This is a genomic window from Paenibacillus sp. FSL L8-0340 (assembly GCF_038593145.1).
In the GTDB taxonomy this organism is placed as follows: Bacteria; Bacillota; Bacilli; order Paenibacillales; family Paenibacillaceae; genus Paenibacillus_AQ.
In genome coordinates, this window is record NZ_CP151967.1 from 6,995,476 (window position 1) to 7,014,510 (window position 19,035).

Here is a 19,035-nt window from a genome sequence, read left to right on the forward strand (position 1 = left end):
ATCCGTCTGTACGAAACCAACAGTTGCCTCATTCTCTGCACTCCTGCAGCTGGTACTCTATTTATCTATTAGACAGGCTAAAGGGCAAAAAAGTTTCAGTCGTATAAAACAAATGTTACCACAGGTGGTTGGCGGATACACCAACTGCCCTATGGTAACAAGTTTCATCTATAGCTGTCTATCGCCTTTATCTGGATGAGCCGCGTCCGCCGCGGGAACCGCCGCCGGAGCTCTTACCACGCCCGCCACGTGATGCACCGCCGCCGCCGCTGTTCCGTCCGCCGGAGCTGTACCCGCCTTTGCCGCCCTTGGAGCTGCCGCGCGCACCTTTGGGAGCTGCCGCATTGTAGCCGCCTGATTCACTGCTGCGGGCTACATTGGCTCTGTGTTTAGGGCTGGCTTGCGCACCGCCCGGATTATATCCGCTTCCCGAGCCTGCGCCTTTGGAAGCGCCATAGCTGAAGCCGCCAGCTTCCATTCCTCTGGTGACGTTGGAGCTGTAGCCGCTGCTCGGGCCGCCTTTGGATGGGGCGGCCGTTCTGCTGCCGCCACGCCCGCCGGCGGCATTGCCGCCTGCCCCGTAAGCTGCAGCCGGGCTGGCGCTTCTAGGGTCAAAGGCGCCGTAGCCGCCGCCCGGTCTTGGCTTCGCCGCGCTCTTGCCGGCGGAATCGCCGCCTCTGGGCGCTGCCGCCTCGTAGGCGCTGCGCTTGCCCCCAGCCGTCGCACTGCGGCTGGTCTTCTCGGCAGGCGCGCCCCAGCTGCCTGCTTCCTTGTTGCCGCCGCGGCCGCGCCCGCCCGGCCGTGCTCCGGCTTCGGCGCGTGGTGCTCCGCCGCTGCGCCCTTGCCCGCGCCCGCCGCGGCTGGCACGCGCCGCTTCAGGCGCTGCGTTCTGGCGTCCGCCGCGCGGAGAGCCGCCGCCTTGCACGGAGGTGAATTCGCCTACGCCGAATTCATCCTTATCGTAGCGGCGGCGGTCCAGCCGCTGGGAAATACCGTGCTCAATCAGCTCGAGCCCGTTACGTTCGCGCGGCGAGGAGAAAGTGATCGCCAGGCCTTTGCCTCCGGCACGCCCGGTCCGGCCGATCCGGTGAATGTAGCTGTCCGCATCCAGCGGCAGGTCGTAGTTGAAGACATGGGTAATCCCTTCAACGTCCAGACCGCGCGCGGCAACATCCGTAGCTACCAGCAGCTGCAGCTTCGCTTCGCGGAACCGCTTCATCACTGCTTCGCGCTTGCCCTGGGACAAATCGCCGTGCAGCTCGTCGCAGTCATAACCCGCTGCCTGCAGCGCTTCGTTCAGCTTCGATACCCGCCGTTTGGTCCGACAGAAGATAATTGCCAAATACGGACGGTCGCGTTCAATCAGTGCCTGCAGCGCTTCTTCTTTGTTGCGGTCGGAGCACTCTACGACCTGCTGGCGGATATTGTCCAACGGAATCGGCGAGCCGCTCTTAATCACGATGTCCAGCGGTTCCTTCATGTAGTTGGCGGCGAGACGTTTAATGGGATCAGGCATTGTGGCGGAGAAGAGCATCGTCTGACGGCGGTAAGGAACAGCCGTAATAATCGTCTCCACATCCTCCAGGAAGCCCATATGCAGCATCTGGTCGGCTTCATCCAGGACGAGCATCTTCACGCCCCCAAGATCCAGCGTTTCCCGCCGCAGGTGGTCAAGCAGTCTGCCCGGGGTTCCGATAATGAGATGTCTTCCGCCCTCCAGCTTGCGAAGCTGCTTCTCTACATCCTGGCCTCCGTAGACAGCCAGAATCTTCACACCCGTATGCCGTGCCAGCTTGCGTGCCTCTTCCGTAATTTGCAGGGCCAGCTCACGCGTCGGCGCGAGGACCAGCGCCTGCGGATAAGCCGCCTCCACGCGGATCTTGTCCATAATCGGCAGCAGGAAAGCGAGCGTCTTCCCCGTTCCCGTCTTCGCTCTGGCGATAACATCCAGACCCTGCACCACCGGCGGAATGGCTTCCTCCTGCACCGGCGTTGGTTTTACAATGCCTTGTCCTTTGAGCAGATCATTCAATAATTCAGAAACTCCTAATTCCTTAAAACCCGGCAATTTCTCCACCTCACTAATTCTCTAATTTGCCTTACTGTGCAGCATAACTTATAGTCATCCATTTTCGGGAGTAATGTACGCATCCATACAGCCTTCGCTGAAGCGGCGGCACAAGCTTATTTCAGGCGAAAACGGCATATTATCAAACAAAAGCGGAAGAACCCCGTCACCGGAGTCCTTCCGTCCCACTTGCCGATTCTGGCCCTGCAGACGTGCGGTCCAAGTCGGTTTCAGGGGCAGCAGCGTTCCACCGGACATTCAGACGGCACTCCATTTGCGTTCCATTACATACTATACGATAGCCTGTCCTGCCTTAAGGGCCGAACAGTGACCTAAGAAAGTTATCTTTATATTGTACTTGATCCTGGGGCGTTTGTGTGCAAGTGGCGAAGAATAATTATTGTGTTCCCTGCAAGGCTAGAAGCGGCCCGATTTAAAAATCGAGAAGAGCAGCCACAGAATCATCAGCAGCGCAATCACCGAGCCAATCTCCACCGTAGGAAAATCCCACAGCAGTGAAGGTTCGCCGCGCAGCGATGAGCCGATAATCAGCCCTGCCATAATAATGCTGAAGGCCAGCAGTACAATGCTGAAGGAAAGGCGGTTGCCGACGCGGCTAAACTTATGCTCTAAATTTTTCAGTTCGGGTAGCCCGACCTCCACCTTAAGCTTGCCTCTGCTGATTAGCGCCGACAGCTGCCGGGCCTGAGAGGGAAGCTCGAACAGACTTTCCGCCAGATCGGCGACTCCCCCGATAAGCTTGCGCCGCATGCGGGTGCCGCTGAAGCGCTGCTTCACCAGCTGCCTGCCGAAGGGCTCGGCCATCTGCACAATGCTAAAGGAAGGGTCAAGGTTGGCAACAACCCCCTCCAGCGTCAGCATCGTTTTGCCCAGCATCGCCAGATCCGGCGGAATGACCAGCCGGTGCTTACGGGCGATGCCGAACAGATCGTTCAGCGCCTTACCGATGCTGATCTGATGGAACGGGATATCATAATAGGACTCCCGGAGCCGGTCCATATCATCATGAAGCGCAGCACGGTCAGCTTCTTCGGGAATTACTCCCAACCGCAGAATTGCCCGCACCATAGAATCGGTATTTCTGCGCATCAGCGCGATGACGAGCGCGGACAGACTGTCCTTCATCTCCTCACTGAGCCGCCCGACCATGCCAAAATCAATCAGCGCCAGCTTGTTGTTGTCCAGCAGCATCACATTGCCCGGATGGGGATCGGCATGAAAGAAGCCGTGGATAAAGATCTGATCCAGCATCATCTCCACAAGCTGCTGGGCTACAGTTTTTAGCTTGACGCCCCGCTCCAGAAGCTCATCCCGGTGGTTGAGTGTAATGCCCTCCACATATTCCATCGTCAGCACACGCGCCGAGCTGTAGTCCCAATAGATCGCCGGAATATATACTTTATCATGTGCCGTCTGCTGGCTGGCAATACGCTCGGCGTTGCGGCCTTCCTGGCCGTAGTCCAGTTCAGCCAGCAGCGCCCGGGAGAACTCCTCCACCATCCGGATCAGCCCGTATTGCTTTGCCCAGTCCAATCTTCTTTCGGCAAGCGCGCTTAGGTCCTGAAGAATTTCCAAATCACGGGTCATGGTCCGCATGACACCGGGACGCTGTATCTTAACCGCAACCTGCTTGCCTCCATGCAGTACAGCGCGGTGCACTTGGCCGATCGAAGCCGCAGCAAGCGGTGTATTCTCGAAATATTCGAAGGTTTCACCCAGATGCTGGTCAAGCTCCTGCTCGACAATATTGCGTGCAGTTTCCGCCGAGAATGGCGGCACACTATCCTGCAGCTTCACCAGTTCCTGAATGATCGAATCAGGCAGCAGATCGGAACGGGTACTGGCCAGCTGACCCAATTTGACAAAGGTTGGCCCCAAATCCTCCAGTACCTGGCGAATCCGTTCCCCGAGTGTAAGGCTTGCGTGAGTCTCCTGTGTCAACATCCGGCGCGGAAGGGAAAGAATATGGTAGAGACCCAGTTCCTCCACCATATAACCGAAGCCATGGCGCATTAGCGCCATGGCAATGGTCCGGTACCGTCCGGCATGTCTGATGCGTACAGCCATTTATTCCGTACGCGTTTCCGGCAGAGCTTCCTTCTGGGCAGAGGCACCCTCCAGCTCAGCCACACGGCGCTCCAAAACGGCAATTCGAGTTTCCAGTGTAGCGATATCGCTTTGTACGGGAACTTTAAGATCCTTCAGCACACGCTGAACCTGCTCCTGTACGGCATTCTTGAAGGCCCCGCGTTCCTCGTCGCCTCGCTCCACGAGCCGGTCGACAAGCGCTTTGGATTCCGAGGGCGCAAGCTCTCCCCGTTTTACCAGCTCCTCAACTACCTTTTCCACCTTTTCCTTGCTGACAATGGTGAGGCCCACTCCTAAAGAGATTGCTTTTTTGAACAAATCACTCATAGTACTTTCCTCCCCAAGATTCCAGTTATGGATAAAGTATACCCCTTGTCAGAGCATTTCACAAAGGAAGCAGCCGCAAGGGGTATCATTTTATTGCAATCTCAAATTATCTGGGAATACGTGCCGCCCAGGTCGCCGCCCGCAGAATCAATTCACGGACCGCCGGATGCCGGAACGAAGGCTCATGATGTCCGGGCATAATATAGACAACCCGTCCCAGTCCGTAGCTGTGGCACCAGGCTGCCGGCAATCTTTCGCCCTCATATTCATACTCCAGCAGAATGGTCTTCTCGGTAAAAGGATCGAATTCAAACCGGTATGGCTCTTCATCGAGCTGGAAGTCTTCCATACCCTCTGTAATATCATGCTCCATCACTTTGAAGTTCAGCGGAGCATAGGGCGGATGTCCGGTGAATCTGCCGCCGATTAGATGGGCTAATTCATAGCGCTTGGCCAGGGAAACCCCCGTATGCAGCACGATCAGTCCTCCCCCTCCGCTCACATAGCTGAGCAGACCCGCTGTCTGCTGGGGGGAAACCGTTTCGTTCCATAGTTCATTATAGGCGATGCACAAATCGTAACCGGCCAGATGCTCGCTAAGCAGCAGCTTTTTATTCTCCGAGCACTGAACGATCAGCAGATCATTCAGAATTTCGCTGATTTGTTTGTCTACACCCTGCAGCGGATGGAACCGGGGATGAGTGTAATCGCCCAGCAGCAAACATTTTCTCTTGTCCATAGGTATCCTCCTCCTTGTCTCTATCTTGGATTATGGCACGTTGCTTTTATTCTAAGTAAAAGTGCAGCAGATGTCTATTACCGGCAGGATAAATGTCTGTTACCGGAGCCTTGCATCAGGCTAGTTCAGGACTGCGTTGCTAAGTAAGAAATAGAAGGACAATTAATAGCGTGAAGCATATAAATTATCTTTTAAAAAAACAAATCCTGCCCACGAACGGAGCAGGATAACCGTCTTTACAGATCCCCCGCAGAAAACCGCAGCGGAACCCGGCCGAAAAATCAGCGGTTTGCCGCGACATAACGCCCAAGCTCAACAAACATGCTGCCCATCCGTTCATGCTCCGGCATCACAATCCGCTTGACGCCTTCCTCCTTCAGGGACTCAGAGGTAATCTTGCCCACGGAAACCGCCAGCACTTTAGTTTCAAAGGCTTGCACCAGTTCCCCAAGCTTGCCTTGTTCCCGGGCGTACCCTGCCAGGAAGCGGAATTGCGGTCCGCTCGTAAATGCTACGGCATCCACCAAGCCCTCCGTGATTTCCGCCAGCAGCCTGGCAAGCGAACCCGGCTCGGGCGGGGTGTGAAGGTATGGCTGCACTTCGCGGACAACAGCTCCGGCTTCCGTAAGCCAGGCAACGAGACGGGGGGAGCGATCGCCATGCAGCTGCAGCACGGCCTCCTTGCCCCGCAAGTCCCAATCCGCAAGCCCGCGGATCAGTCCTGTAGTACTGCCATCGTCATCGCGCACCTCCGGCACCAGTCCCCGCTTCTTCAGGGCGTTCACTGTTTTATAGCCCCGGGCAGCAATCGGAGAGGACGAGAGGACCTCCTGAAACCGTTCGGCAAGCCCTATTTCCCCGGCCATTTCGAACAGTGCATCAAGCCCCATGCCTGTAGTCAGAATGGCCATATCCGGCGGATGCTGGGTCCAGGCTACGAGCGCTTCACGAAGGGCCTCACCGTCGAGAAATACCGTTCCCTGGGCAGGCCGATGCAGCGCCGTCCCCCCCATATTCTGCACCAGTTTGGCCATTTCCTCCGATTTTCGCGGACCGGCAAGGGCTACGGTAATCCCCTTTAACTGCTCTGCCATAAATATTCCTCCTAGTTAGCCCTGCATTATTGCTTATCAGTATACTTGCAAAGCCCTGGAAAAGAAAAGTAGCGTGATCAAATCCGTAATCGGGAATTTTCCGGTCCCTTCTGAAGATCCGCTTCCTGCGGAACAGAAGGTTCAAAGGAAACCTGCTGCCCCGGATGAAGCTTGAAGCGGCCTGCCAGCTTCTGCAGCTCTCCGGCAAGCTGGCTTAAGCCAGCCGTGGAAGAGGCGATTTCTTCAACGGAAGCAAGCTGCTCCTGTGCAGCAGCTGAAATCGTCTCCGTATTGCCTGCAGCCTCCTTGGAAATGCCCTGCAGCTCCCCGATTGCCTTCTCCATACTGGCAGCTTCTGCCGACAGGGTGTGTACGGCTCCGCCCATCGCTTCAATTTTCTCTGCCGCGCCTTTGACCGCCCTGCGGATCCGCGATAAGGAGCGTCCTGTAGTATCTACTGCCAGGATGCCTGCCGACACCTTCTCTTTGGCATCCTCCATCGTCACTGTTGCCTGCTGCATCTCCCCGTTGATGGAGGAAATCTGCTCCGAGATCATCCGCGCCGATTTCTCTGATTCCTCGGCCAGCTTGCGGACCTCCGAGGCGACAACGGCAAAGCCGCGCCCCTGCTCGCCCGCTCTGGCTGCTTCAATGGAAGCATTCAGGGCCAGCAGATTGGTCTGCCTCGCAATACCTGTGATCACACCGACAATGCCCTGAATTTGTCCGGTGCGCTCATTCAGCTTGTCAATCATGTTGCCAAGCTCTTCCACCGTCTCATGAATTCCGTTAATTTTGTCAACCACACTGATGACCGAATCATTCCCCTCGGCTGCAGACAGTGAGGTCTTGTCCATCATGGCTGACACCTGCTCCATGAACCCGGAAATATGCTGGACTTCATGGGTTGTTGCCGCGGCGCTCTCCAGCCCTTTTTGCACACTGCCTACCTGCCGTTCTGAGCCTGCCGCGACTTCCTGAATCGCTTCGGTTACATGCCTGATCGCCGTAGTTGACTGCTCAGCCCCGCTTGTCAGCTCTTTGGCCGAAGCGGACAGATTACCCGTCATCTGCTGAACACCGAGAATCATGCCGCGCAAATCAGCCACCATCGTGCGGAAATTGTCGGCCAATAGGCCAATTTCGTCCCTGCGGAACACCCCGATATCTTCAGACAGGTCGCCTTTCGCTATAGCCGCTGTAGCTTTGCGCAGACGGATCAGCGGACGGACGATGGAGGAGACATTGAAATAGATCAATACGAGCGCTAGCAATACAGAAACAGCAATCACTACAACCGCTTTATCACGGATGCCAGCTGTAGCATCAGCAACCTCTTGCTTGCTGATGGTGCCCCCGATTCTCCAGCCGGTAAGCTCATTGACCATGAAGGTCAGCTTTCTGGGAGTATCCTTATACACATAATCAAAAGAACCTGCTTCTCCCTCGAACATCTGCTTCACAAAATCCAGCGAGGATTCCTCGGCTATCGTCTCCGTGGGATGAACCAGAAACTTTTTGCTGCTGTCCAGAATCATTATGTATCCTTCCTTGCCCAGCTTAATGTTCGTAAGATCAGCCAGGGCAGACAAGTTTAGGTCGAGCCCTAAGACTCCGCTGCCATCTGCAAGCACTCCCGAAATAGCGATGGCCGTTTCATTATTTGCCGTTTTAAAAGCAGGGGAGATTACTGTTCCTTTCCCTTGCTTCAGCGCATTCACATAAAAGCTCTGCTTGCGCGGGTCATAGCCGTCCGGCTGCTGGCCATCGGAAGCATGAACAGACTTTGCCCCGCTGGTTCCGACGTAAATATCCAGAATATCGGGATGCAGCGCGGCATATTCCTGCAATCTGGCCTTTACATCAGCCGCACTTTCCCCTACAGCATTCACTGACCCGGAGGAAATTTGCCCGGCAAAATAGCTAACCGCGTCGATTTTGGACTGAATGTTTGCATTTATGATCTCGTTGGCCGCCATCACACTTTCTGTGGCGTTAGTCATCAGCTGTTCCTCCACCTTATGGCTGGCCGATTGATAGGTCTGCCAGCCGATGATAAGACTGGGGGCCAGAAGTACAAGCAGATATGTAAGAATAAGCTTCATACGGATGGTTAAGCGACTGCTTTTATTCATGGGTGAAATCCATCTCTCCTTCTTATCAGGTCTTAAGTATGATCATTTATGGCATATATAGATTGAACTTATAATTCTTCTATTTTGGGATTGGCCGTGACTACAGAGAATGTTTGGACTTCCGGCCGCTGTTAGGTTTGGATTTCCTGAAATAGCCGCGAATCGCGGTAGAAATCAAAAATCTAAAGGCGGACACTGTCGCTCCTACAGTTCCAAAATTCCCCTCCGCACTTTTCCCTACATGTAATTCTCAAGTTCAATCTATATAGGTATATAATTATATACCGGGTATGGAATCCCTCTTTTATTCTGAAATTTGCTATGAATTTCAAGACTTTCTTAATAAATTTGCTGATAAAACAGCAAAAAGACCGTTTATTTGAAAACGGTCTTTTATTATATATCTATTCATATGTGAGACCTTGGCCGGGATTTAGGCCCTTATTAAGCTAATTCATAACTTTGTTCCTGCAAGCCGGGCATACTCCGCCGAATACGACATGGGCATGTGAAATGGAATATCCGGTATCCTTAGCCACCGTATCCATCCACTCCTGGGGCACATGGCTCATTACCTCATCCACCGCACCGCACACCTCACAAATAATATGCTGGTGATCGTCCATACGCGCATCATATCTGCTGGCAGCTTCCCCAAGCTTCAGCTCGCGGATCATTTGTTTATCGGCAAGATAACGCAGTGAATTATACACGGTGCCATAGGCCAGGTTATGTCCCTGCTCTACCAGCCGGTTCATCACTTCTGCGGCGGTAGGATGATCATGTGACTGGCGGACGATATCATAAACGGCTTGACGCTGGGAGGTCAAATTCAGGTTCCTCATCTTTATCATCCTTTAACTTATTTTTAGATCAAGTATAAGTCTTGATTACTCCAGCGTCAATCTAATCGTCTGACTGTCGAATCCAACTTATTTTGGCATTATATCCCCGATTTCATGCACCTGGACCTTTGAGGAGTTTCTTTTGGCGGGACTGTGGTAATAAATGAGATGAATATGGTACCGATGGAGGGATGTTAAGATGAGTTCAACGCACGATGTATCTCAGGGTCTTCCGCAATTTCCGCAATCGTTATGGAGAGACAGCATCGACCTGCCTTCGTTTCCGAAGCTAACGGAGGATCTAGTTACAGATGTCGCAATTGTCGGGGCCGGTATTACCGGCATTACTGCAGGTTATTTGCTGGCAAACGCAGGGTATAAAGTCACTTTACTGGAGGCGGGAGAAATTTTTGCCGGCACCACTGGATTCACAAGCGCCAAAATTTCCGCCCAGCACGGGATGATCTACGATGATTTGCTGAAGCATTTCGGGGAAGAACAGGCCAGGCTCTATTACAGTTCAAACACTGAGGCGATGGAATGGATTATCTCCACTGCAGAGGAACTGAACCTGTCCTGCGGAATAACACGTGAAGACGCCTTCCTCTATGCCGATAACAGCGACGATAAGACGCTCAAACAACTGGAGGCGGAGTTTAATGCTTACGAAAAACTGGGACTCCCCGGGCAATGGCTGGACAATGTCTCCTTGCCGCTGATGGCAGGAGGTGCCATCAAGCTGCCGGGACAGGCCCGCTTCCACCCGCTTCAATACCTGCAAGGCTTGCTTCAGGTGATTCTGGACAAGGGCGGAACTGTTTACGAGCATACGATGATTGGAGAAAAGGTAGACAAGGACGGCGGCCTCACGCTTTACACTGAGGGAGAGAAGCTGAAAATTAAGTGCCGCCATGCCATCTCGGCCTCCCACTTTCCTTTCTATGACGGCGGAGCCCTCTACTTCTCGCGCCTGCATGCAGAACGTTCCTACTGTCTGGCGATTCAGCCGGAGACCGATTATGAGGGCGGCATGTATTTGAGCGCCGGAGATCCTACACGCTCTCTGCGCGCTGTCGAATGGGGCGGCCAGAGGCTGGTCATTGTCGGCGGGGACAATCATAAGACAGGCCAGGGCATCTGCACCTTTGGCCATTATGAGAATCTGGAGCTGTTCGCTGGTGAATTGCTGGGCATCAAGAGCATCCCGTACCGCTGGTCTGCCCAGGACCTCATTACCCTGGACAGAGTGCCTTATATCGGCAAGGTTTCCGGGGAAGAGGAAATCTATATTGCCACCGGCTATCGCAAATGGGGCATGACCAGCGGAACATTGGCAGCGCGTATGATCACGGATCAGATTTTGCGCAAGCATACTCCCTACAGTGATCTCTATGATCCCTCGCGCTTTAAAGCCAACCCATCCATCAAAAATTTCATCGTGCAGAATACCAATGTCGCCAAGGAGCTGATTGCCGGCAAGGTGGAGATTGTCCACAAAAAAACCCGTGATCTGGAGCCTGATGAAGGCGCGGTTGTTTTTCATGACGGCAAACGTGTTGGGGCCTACCGTGACACTGGGGGCAAGCTGCATCTGGTCGACAGAACCTGCACCCATATGGGCTGCGAGTGTGAATGGAATGATGGGGAACGCACCTGGGACTGTCCGTGCCATGGCTCACGTTACTCCTATGAGGGAGCTGTACTGGAGGGTCCCGCTACGGTGCCGCTGACGAGGCTGGAAGCGGAGACGAATTAAAGCTGTGACATCTCCAAGTGGCTCCGGCGTGATTGTCCGCCCACGCTCAGGTATAATAGGAACTGAATGTTTTTATTATTAATAAATTCAGAAGGAGCGTGACGGCAGGTTATGGATTTGAGAGGAAAAAGCATTGTGATTACAGGTGCCGGCAAAGGGATCGGCAAAGCCTTAGCAATGGCAGTGGCGAAAGAAGGCGCTAATCTGGGCCTGATCTCCAGAACTTCAGGTGATCTGGAGGCACTGAAATCGGCTTTGACAGAGGTCTATGATGTAAAGGTCAGCATTGCTGTAGCCGATATCGCTGTCCGCGAAGAAGCGGAGCGGGCCGTTGTTGCGCTTCAGAATGATCTCGGCACCTTCGACGCGCTGATCAACAACGCCGGAATTGCCAAATTCGGCACCTTCCTGGAAATGGACCCGGCAGATTGGGAGCGCCACATGCAGATCAATCTGTTCGGCACCTATTATGTAACCCGGGCAGCACTGCCGGCAATGATTGAACGCAGCGGCGGAAATATCATCAATATTTCCTCTACAGCCGGTGAGCGCGGCTTCGCCACCGGCTCGGCCTACTGCGCCTCCAAATTCGCCCTGATGGGCATGACGGAAGCGCTGGCCCAAGAAGTGCGCAAGCATAATATCCGCGTAGTGGCCCTGACACCAAGCACCGTCAATACCGGACTTGCCGAGAATGCCGGCCTGAAGATCGGCGATGAAGACCGGATGATGCAGCCGGAGGATGTGGCTGAGCTGACCCTGGCGGCCCTGAAGCTGCCGGACCGCGTCTTCTTGAAGACTGCGGGAATCTGGACTACCAATCCACAATAAATTGCAGAGTCTTTCGAGGGAGGAATCAGCATGCTGGTAGTAACAAACACCATTAAGGTTAAGGAAGGGCATGGAGAAACCCTTGCCCAGCGTTTTGGCGGAGCGGGCGGCGTGCAGGATATGCCCGGCTTTGTACGTATGGAGGTATGGCACAGCGTCGCTAAAGAGGGCGTGGAAGAGCTGAAAATCTGTACCGTGTGGGAGAACGAAGAGGCCTTTAAAGGGTGGACTGCCAGTCCTTCCTTCCGCGAATCGCACCGGGGGTCAGGCGGAAATGAAGCCATCCTGGGTGCGTCGCTCGACAAGTATGAGCTGCTGATCAGCCGTACACCGGGGGAATGATCCGGTAGAGGGCGCAGGCCCCATACTGCTCATACGGCTGCGCTAGGGCGTGTCAATCCCGTCTGGCGGCGCAAATGACTGCAAAATAAAGGGACGCCCTACTAAGCTATCATGGCTTAGAGGGCGTCCCTGTTTATTATCTGCCTGTAGCAAGCTCTGGCTTAATGCTCATCAACTGCCGGCAATGCCTGCTCCAGCTCCTGATGTTTGCCGGGCCAGAACGACCAGCGGCCCAGCAGCACTGTGATTGCCGGCACCAGAAACGGCCGGACGATGAAGGTATCCAGCAGCACGCCTATCGCGGTAATGATCCCGAACTGCACCAGCACCTGTATCGGCAGGCTCGCGAGTACGGCAAAGGTTCCGGCCAGAATGAGTCCGGCCGACGTAATCACCGATCCAGTCTCGTTCACACCCTCTGCTACGGCCTGCTTCAGCGGCATCCGCTTGCGCTTTTTCCAAATGTTCGAAATCATAAAGATGTTGTAGTCCTCGCCCAGCGCCACCAGGAAGACGAAGGAATACAGCGGAATCGAGCCCTGAATGGCATCTGCGCCCAGCACGTAATGAATAATAATCCACCCTAAACCAAGGGCTGAGAAAAAGGACAGAATGACTGTAGCCACCAAATAGAAAGTTGCCACTACAGAACGCAAGTAGATCAGCAGCAGCAAAGTAATAAGCCCAATGACTACCGGTATAATCAAATCGGTATCCCGCTCACCCAGCTCTTTCGTATCATGCTGGATTGCCGTCTGTCCGCTGACCCATACCTTATCGCCGGGCTCAGCCACTCCTACATCAATCAGCGCCTGCTCCGCAGTATCCTGAAGCGCCGGTATGTGGCTCATCGCCTCCAGGGAATACGGGTTATTCTTAAATTCGATATCATAACCGAGAATATTCTTATTGACCGCACCTTCCTGGGGGTCCGATACAACATCCACGTATGAAAGGCCGCCCAGGATTACCTTAAGATCCTCACCATCCGCTTTGCCCTCGGTATCTATCATCAGCTTGGCGGGAGCCAGCTCCCCGGGGGAGAACTGATTGCCTATCAGGTCAAAACCTTCGCGCGACTCCATATCCTCCGGAAAGGACGATAGGATATCATAAGTGAACTTGATGCCCCCGGAGAAGGAAGCCAGCACACCCAGAAGCACCACGGTTACTCCTACAATTGCCCAAGGACGGGAAACGACAAAGTTGCCGATTCCTTTGTTGCGGGCAGGTTTTGGCTGCGGAGCCGGCTTGCCTTTGGCTCTGGCCCGATCCGCCTCCATCAGCGGAGTGCGTGGAACAAACGGGAAGAATGAAGTCCGCCCGAAGATGGCCAGCAGCGCCGGCACCAGAGTCAGACTGGCGATGCCCATAATAAGAATGGAGACGCTGAAAGGAACCGCAAAACGGTGGTACGCTCCATATTTCGCCAGCAGCAACGCGAACAGCGCCAGCACTACTGTAAATCCGCTCATTGCAATAGCCCCGGAGGAATGGGTAATTGCGCTCAGCAGGGCACGGCCTTTACTCTCCTCCACCTTCAGCATCTGACGGAACCGGGAGATCAGGAACAGGCAGTAGTCCGTGCCTGCGCCGAACAGCAGCACGGTCATGATGGAGATGGCCTGTGAATCCACTGTAATCCAGCCCTCCTGGGCCATCTTCCCAATCACCGGACTGGTAACCCCATAAGCAAATCCTACCGCCACGAGCGGAATCAAAGCCAGAATCGGCGAACGGTAAATCAGCAGCAGGAATACCAGCACAAGAATTACGGTCGCGATGAGCAAGGAAACGTCCGCATCCTTGAACAGCCCTGTCGCATCAATGGAGATACCCACAGGACCGGTAACCCGCAGGCTCAACTCACTGCCGTCCACCTTGGCCGCAGCAGGATCACCGCCGGTTTCCGCAGAGATCAATTCCTTCATTTGCGTTACGGCCTCACCGAGCTGATCACTGTCCGCGGACTTGTCGAAGAGCACCGGTGTGACCAGTGTGCTGCGGTCCTCGGACAGAGAAGCTTGCAGCGCCTGCGGCGGCAGCTTTCCCAGCGGCGGAACATAGTTCTGATGCGGCAACGGCTGCTGCTCAAGCTTGCCGTATACAGCAATGATATGTATCAAATCCTCATCGGACAGCCCGCCCTCCCTATGCCATACAAGCAGTGCCGGCACGCCACTCCCTGCTGGAAACTCCTGTTCCGCAACCGCCGCCGCCCGGACCGACTGCGAATCATCAGGCAGATTCTGCGCATTATTCACTACCTGTGAGTTTACGGAAGGCCAAAGAAGTGTAAGAGCACCCACAATTACGATCCAGACCGCAAGAGTTATCCACTTTGTTTTACGGCCAGCCACCCATTTTCCGTAACCTGACATTCCTTTCACCCTCTCTTCAACCCCGGCTTCCCTAAAAAATGAGCCGCGGGTCATTTTATTAACCTTATCATATATACCCTATAATTTTTAATCAAATCTTTTTTATATTTTATTCTTTGCCATAAGCTATCCCCTTCATGCAAAACACCCCTCTGCTCACAGCAATAGTAGGTATGCTGTAGATAGAGGGGTGATATTTGATGGATATATTCAGATGATATTTGCTGCTTCTGCTTGCGGTTTAGCCCACATCCGGCAGATCGTCACCGGAAAATTGGCTGTTGTACAGGTCGGCATAGAATCCGCCTTGCTCCAGCAGCTCCACATGGGTGCCTTTTTCAATAACGCTGCCTTGGTTCATCACCAGGATCAGATCTGCGTCACGAATCGTTGACAGGCGGTGCGCAATTACAAAGCTTGTTCTGCCGTTCATCAGCGTATTCATCGCCTTCTGAATCTGCACTTCGGTCCGTGTATCGACACTGCTGGTCGCTTCATCAAGAATCAGGATCGAAGGATCGGCCAGAATTGCCCGGGCAATAGTCAGCAGCTGCTTCTGCCCCTGCGAGATATTCGAGGCCTCTTCGTTCAGGACTGTGTCGTAGCCAAGCGGAAGCGTGCGGATAAAGTGATCGGCATGCGCCGCCTTGGCTGCACGTACCACATCCGCCTCTGTTGCACCTTCGCGGCCGTAAGCAATGTTGTCGCGGATCGTCCCGTTAAAGAGCCAGGTATCCTGAAGCACCATACCGAATTTACTCCGCAGCTCGCTGCGCTTCATGTCGGTGATGTTGACTCCGTCAATTACAATCTCGCCGCCGCTGATCTCATAGAAGCGCATCAGAAGGTTGATCAGCGTGGTTTTGCCGGCACCGGTTGGTCCTACAATCGCTATGGTCTGACCCGGGCTGACTTCAATGTTCATATCTTCAATAAGAATAGCATCCTCTTTGTAGCCGAATTTCACATGACGGAATTCGACTGAGCCTTCTTCGGCAACTACAGCACGCTTAGCCTGAGCAGCAGTAACTTCCGGAATTTCCTCTTCTTCATCCAGCAGCTCGAACACGCGCTCAGCGGAAGCTATGGTGGATTGAATGATGTTGGCGATATTGGCCGTTTGTGTAATTGGCATGGTGAACTGGCGGGAATACTGGATAAACGCCTGAATATCACCGACCTCAATCGTTTTCTTGGTCACGAAGATCCCGCCGACCACACAGACCAGCACATACCCCAGGTTACCGATGAACATCATCAGCGGCATAATGATCCCGGAGATAAATTGGGAGCGCCAGCCGGAATTGTACAGATCGTCATTAATACTGTTGAACTCTTTAAGCGATTGCTTCTCGCGGCCAAAGGCCTTGATAATGCGGTGACCCGTGTACATCTCCTCTACATGGCCGTTCAGCTGACCCAGTGATTTCTGCTGGCCAATGAAATATCTTTGTGAACGCTTAGAGATCGCAATAATCACGACAAAGCTTAGCGGCAGGGTGATAACTGTAATTAAGGTCAGCCATGGGCTGATGGTGAGCATCATGATAATGACACCAATGATAGTTACAATGGACGTAATCAATTGAGTTAAGCTCTGCTGCAGGGTCGTACTGATATTGTCTACATCATTGGTCGCACGGCTAAGAATTTCCCCATGCGTCCGGGAGTCGAAATATTTCAGCGGCAGACGCTCCAGCTTGTTATTGATCTGCTCGCGCATATCGAAAACAACTTTCTGGGCCACGCCGGCCATTACATATTGCTGCACATAGCTGAACAAGGAGCTGAACAGGTACAGACCCGCCAGGATAAGCAGAATTTTGTTCACATAATCAAAATCAATCGCGGCTCCCGGAACACCCTTCAGTATGCCGTATGCGCCCTCGAACAGCTTGGTTGTCGCCTTCCCCATCACCTTCGGGCTGAAAATACTGAATACGGTGCTGGCAATAGCCATAATAAATACAATCAGCAACTGCATCTGCCGCGGACGCAGGTAGCGGATCAGCCGTTTGAGCGTACCTTTAAAATCCTTGGCCTTCTCCACCGGCATGCTCATTCCGGGCGGTCCGCCGGGTCCACCGCCATGTCCCCGCGGTGGTTTGGGCATTTGGGTTCCTTTATTCGCTTCACTCATGCTATTTCCTCCTCTGACAACTGCGAGGATACGATCTCGCGGTACACTTCGCTGTTCTCCATCAGCTCACGATGGTTACCGATGCCGGCAATCACGCCGTCATCCAGCACAATAATCCGGTCAGCATCCATAACCGTGCTGACCCGCTGGGCGACGATCAGAACCGTTGATTTCGTTGTTTCGTCTTTGAGCGCAGCGCGCAGCTTGGCATCGGTCTTGAAATCAAGCGCCGAGAAGCTGTCATCGAACAGGTACACTTCCGGTCTTCTAACCAGTGCACGGGCAATCGACAGCCGCTGCTTCTGTCCGCCGGACACGTTGTTCCCGCCCTGGGCAATTTCGGAGTTGAAGCCTTCTTTCATCGCAGAGACGAAATCATAGGCCTGTGCTACCTTGGCCGCATGAATGATCTCCTCATCCGTAGCATCTTCTTTACCGTAGCGGATATTCTCGTTGATCGTGCCGGAGAATAACACCGCCTTCTGCGGAATATATCCGATCTTGCTCCGCAGCTCTTCCTGCGTCATCTCGCGCACATCTACGCCATCCACACGCACGGCGCCTTCAATGGCGTCATAGAATCTCGGGATCAGGCTCAGCAGGGTCGATTTACCCGAGCCTGTACCGCCAATGATCGCTGTAATCTCACCGGGCCGCGCGCTGAAGCTGATTCCGGACAGTGCAGGCTGCTCCGCACCGGGATAGGAGAAGGAAACATTGTCAAATTCAACAAACCCATGCATAGCATCCCGGCCATCCTTCTTCGTTACTGCAGCCGTGTTCTGAAGCTCGGATGCCGTAGGATCTGTAATCTCAGGCTGCATATCCAGCACTTCATTGATACGCAGTGCGGAGGCAGAGGCCCGGGGAATAAGCACGAACATCATCGACACCATGATTAAGGAGAACATTATCTGCATTGCATATTGAATAAATGCCATCAATGAACCTACCTGCAGATCACCATCGCCAATCCGGATTCCGCCGTAATACAGAATAGCAATCATCGAAAAGTTCATCACGAGCATCATAATCGGCATCAGGCCGGCCATCACCTTGTTGACTTTGATCGCCGTTTCCGTAAGATCCTTGTTCGCTTCAGTAAACCTTCTGTTCTCATGATCAATCCGGTTAAAGGACCGAATGACACGGATACCGGTCAAATGCTCACGCAGTACGCGGTTTAATTTGTCCAGCTTGACCTGAATCGCCTTGAACAGCGGCAGGCCCTTCATTCCGATGAAGAATATTGCTCCTACAAGCACAGGAATCACGACTACAAAAATAAGGGAAAGCTTGGCATCTTCTGATACCGCCATGATAATCCCGCCGATCATCATCATCGGAGCGCCGACCATCATGCGCAGCATCATAGTAAGTACGGTTTGTACTTGTGTAATATCATTAGTAGTACGCGTAATCAGCGAGGCAGTGCCCAGCTTGTCGAATTCATGCAGCGTAAAGTTCTCCACATGATTGAACATCCGCGAGCGGACATTTTTACCGAATCCGGCAGCAACCTTTGCCGATAAATAACTGGCAACGATAGAGCATATGGCTCCTCCGCCCGCCACCAGCAGCATAAATCCGCCGATTTTCCATATATAATTGCGGTCGCCCTGCACGATCCCTTTATCCACGATATCGGACATCAGCGTAGGGAGGTACAAGTCGCCCAGAGACTGCAGAAAGATAAGGATTAACACAGCGGCGACAGCCAGCTTAAAAGGGCTCAGGTTTTTTAATAGTTTAATCAAGTTTCTCATCTCCGTTCATTTGTAGCAGGTCTAGATTAGGCGGCGGATTATCTTCTACGAATGCGTGGACCTTCAGCAGAAGATCTGCCAGATGGTTGCACTCTTCTTCGCCCAAATGTTCCGCCAGTTTGTTCAGCGCTGCATCCATATGATGTTTGGCTTTGCGTGTGATTACTTTCCCCTGCTCCGTCAGCTTAATACGGACAACTCTCCGGTCGGAGGGATCAGCCACCCTGAGAACCATGTCTTTGGCTTCAAGACTGTTGACCAGCTGGGTAACGGTTGGCGGCATCAGCCCCAGGAACCGGCTCAGCTCCGAAACCTTAAGTCCTTCATCCAGGGGATGGGACCGCTTGGCAAGACATATCAATAAAGTCATCTCACTTGGCTTGTGGCCTTCCACAGTTTGCTGCCAATGAACTTTTCGCAGCTGCCGCAATGCGGCAAACAGCCTGTGCGCGACTGGATTTTCTTCATGGTTTATCCCAATGCTGTTCACCTCTGTCGTTAG

At 53.5% G+C, this 19,035-nt stretch carries 15 protein-coding genes; 3 read left to right on the forward strand and 12 right to left on the reverse strand.

The window, feature by feature from the left end; all coding sequences use genetic code 11:
• Nucleotides 1–187 precede the first annotated feature (187 nt).
• From NST07_RS32070 to NST07_RS32105, 8 genes are all read right to left on the reverse strand, one after another.
• A complete protein-coding gene (locus NST07_RS32070) occupies nucleotides 188–2,032 on the reverse strand; it encodes a DEAD/DEAH box helicase (protein WP_342480763.1) in 1,845 nt (614 codons plus the stop codon).
• A gap of 90 nt (nucleotides 2,033–2,122) precedes the next feature.
• Entirely contained in the window at nucleotides 2,123–2,326 is a 204-nt protein-coding gene (locus tag NST07_RS32075; protein WP_341096910.1) for a hypothetical protein, read from the reverse strand.
• 159 nt (nucleotides 2,327–2,485) lie between these two features.
• Nucleotides 2,486–4,156 carry an AarF/ABC1/UbiB kinase family protein gene (locus tag NST07_RS32080; protein WP_341380044.1) on the reverse strand — a complete coding sequence of 557 codons (1,671 nt, stop codon included), beginning with the start codon at nucleotides 4,154–4,156 and terminating at the stop codon, nucleotides 2,486–2,488.
• Nucleotides 4,157–4,504, reverse strand: a complete 348-nt coding sequence (locus NST07_RS32085; protein WP_341096914.1) for a polyhydroxyalkanoate synthesis regulator — start codon at nucleotides 4,502–4,504, stop codon at nucleotides 4,157–4,159.
• Nucleotides 4,505–4,610: 106 nt separating this feature from the next.
• Nucleotides 4,611–5,243 carry a ThuA domain-containing protein gene (locus NST07_RS32090; protein WP_038597565.1) on the reverse strand — a complete coding sequence of 211 codons (633 nt, stop codon included), beginning with the start codon at nucleotides 5,241–5,243 and terminating at the stop codon, nucleotides 4,611–4,613.
• Between the two features lie 281 nt (nucleotides 5,244–5,524).
• Nucleotides 5,525–6,337, reverse strand: a complete 813-nt coding sequence (locus NST07_RS32095; protein ID WP_341096917.1) for a uroporphyrinogen-III synthase — start codon at nucleotides 6,335–6,337, stop codon at nucleotides 5,525–5,527.
• Nucleotides 6,338–6,414: 77 nt separating this feature from the next.
• Complete coding sequence (locus NST07_RS32100; protein ID WP_341096919.1) at nucleotides 6,415–8,472, reverse strand: methyl-accepting chemotaxis protein; 2,058 nt, start codon at nucleotides 8,470–8,472, stop codon at nucleotides 6,415–6,417.
• A gap of 449 nt (nucleotides 8,473–8,921) precedes the next feature.
• Complete coding sequence (locus NST07_RS32105) at nucleotides 8,922–9,317, reverse strand: transcriptional repressor (protein ID WP_341096921.1); 396 nt, start codon at nucleotides 9,315–9,317, stop codon at nucleotides 8,922–8,924.
• Nucleotides 9,318–9,516: 199 nt separating this feature from the next.
• On the opposite strand from NST07_RS32105, the gene NST07_RS32110 reads away from it, so the two are divergent.
• The 3 genes from NST07_RS32110 to NST07_RS32120 all read left to right on the forward strand — a co-directional run bounded on the left by NST07_RS32110 (nucleotide 9,517) and on the right by NST07_RS32120 (nucleotide 12,246).
• Nucleotides 9,517–11,073 (forward strand): FAD-dependent oxidoreductase, encoded by a 1,557-nt coding sequence (locus NST07_RS32110; RefSeq protein WP_341380046.1) that lies wholly within the window; start codon nucleotides 9,517–9,519, stop codon nucleotides 11,071–11,073.
• Between the two features lie 111 nt (nucleotides 11,074–11,184).
• A complete protein-coding gene (locus NST07_RS32115; protein ID WP_341096925.1) occupies nucleotides 11,185–11,904 on the forward strand; it encodes a 3-ketoacyl-ACP reductase in 720 nt (239 codons plus the stop codon).
• Nucleotides 11,905–11,934: 30 nt separating this feature from the next.
• On the forward strand, nucleotides 11,935–12,246 hold the full coding sequence (locus NST07_RS32120; protein ID WP_341380047.1) for an antibiotic biosynthesis monooxygenase: 312 nt from the start codon (nucleotides 11,935–11,937) through the stop codon (nucleotides 12,244–12,246).
• A 161-nt stretch (nucleotides 12,247–12,407) separates the two neighbouring features.
• On the opposite strand, the gene NST07_RS32125 is transcribed toward NST07_RS32120, so the two are convergent.
• The 4 genes from NST07_RS32125 to NST07_RS32140 form a co-directional block, all read right to left on the reverse strand.
• Nucleotides 12,408–14,627 (reverse strand): MMPL family transporter, encoded by a 2,220-nt coding sequence (locus tag NST07_RS32125; protein ID WP_341096929.1) that lies wholly within the window; start codon nucleotides 14,625–14,627, stop codon nucleotides 12,408–12,410.
• A gap of 241 nt (nucleotides 14,628–14,868) precedes the next feature.
• Complete coding sequence (locus NST07_RS32130) at nucleotides 14,869–16,767, reverse strand: ABC transporter ATP-binding protein (protein WP_341096932.1); 1,899 nt, start codon at nucleotides 16,765–16,767, stop codon at nucleotides 14,869–14,871.
• Nucleotides 16,764–18,524: an ABC transporter ATP-binding protein gene (locus NST07_RS32135; protein WP_341096934.1), complete on the reverse strand. Its 1,761-nt coding sequence runs from the start codon at nucleotides 18,522–18,524 to the stop codon at nucleotides 16,764–16,766. Before NST07_RS32135 ends, NST07_RS32130 begins: the two co-directional genes overlap by 4 nt.
• A complete protein-coding gene (locus NST07_RS32140) occupies nucleotides 18,517–19,023 on the reverse strand; it encodes a MarR family transcriptional regulator (RefSeq protein ID WP_342480764.1) in 507 nt (168 codons plus the stop codon). The genes NST07_RS32135 and NST07_RS32140 overlap by 8 nt, the downstream gene beginning before the upstream one ends.
• Nucleotides 19,024–19,035: the final 12 nt, after the last annotated feature.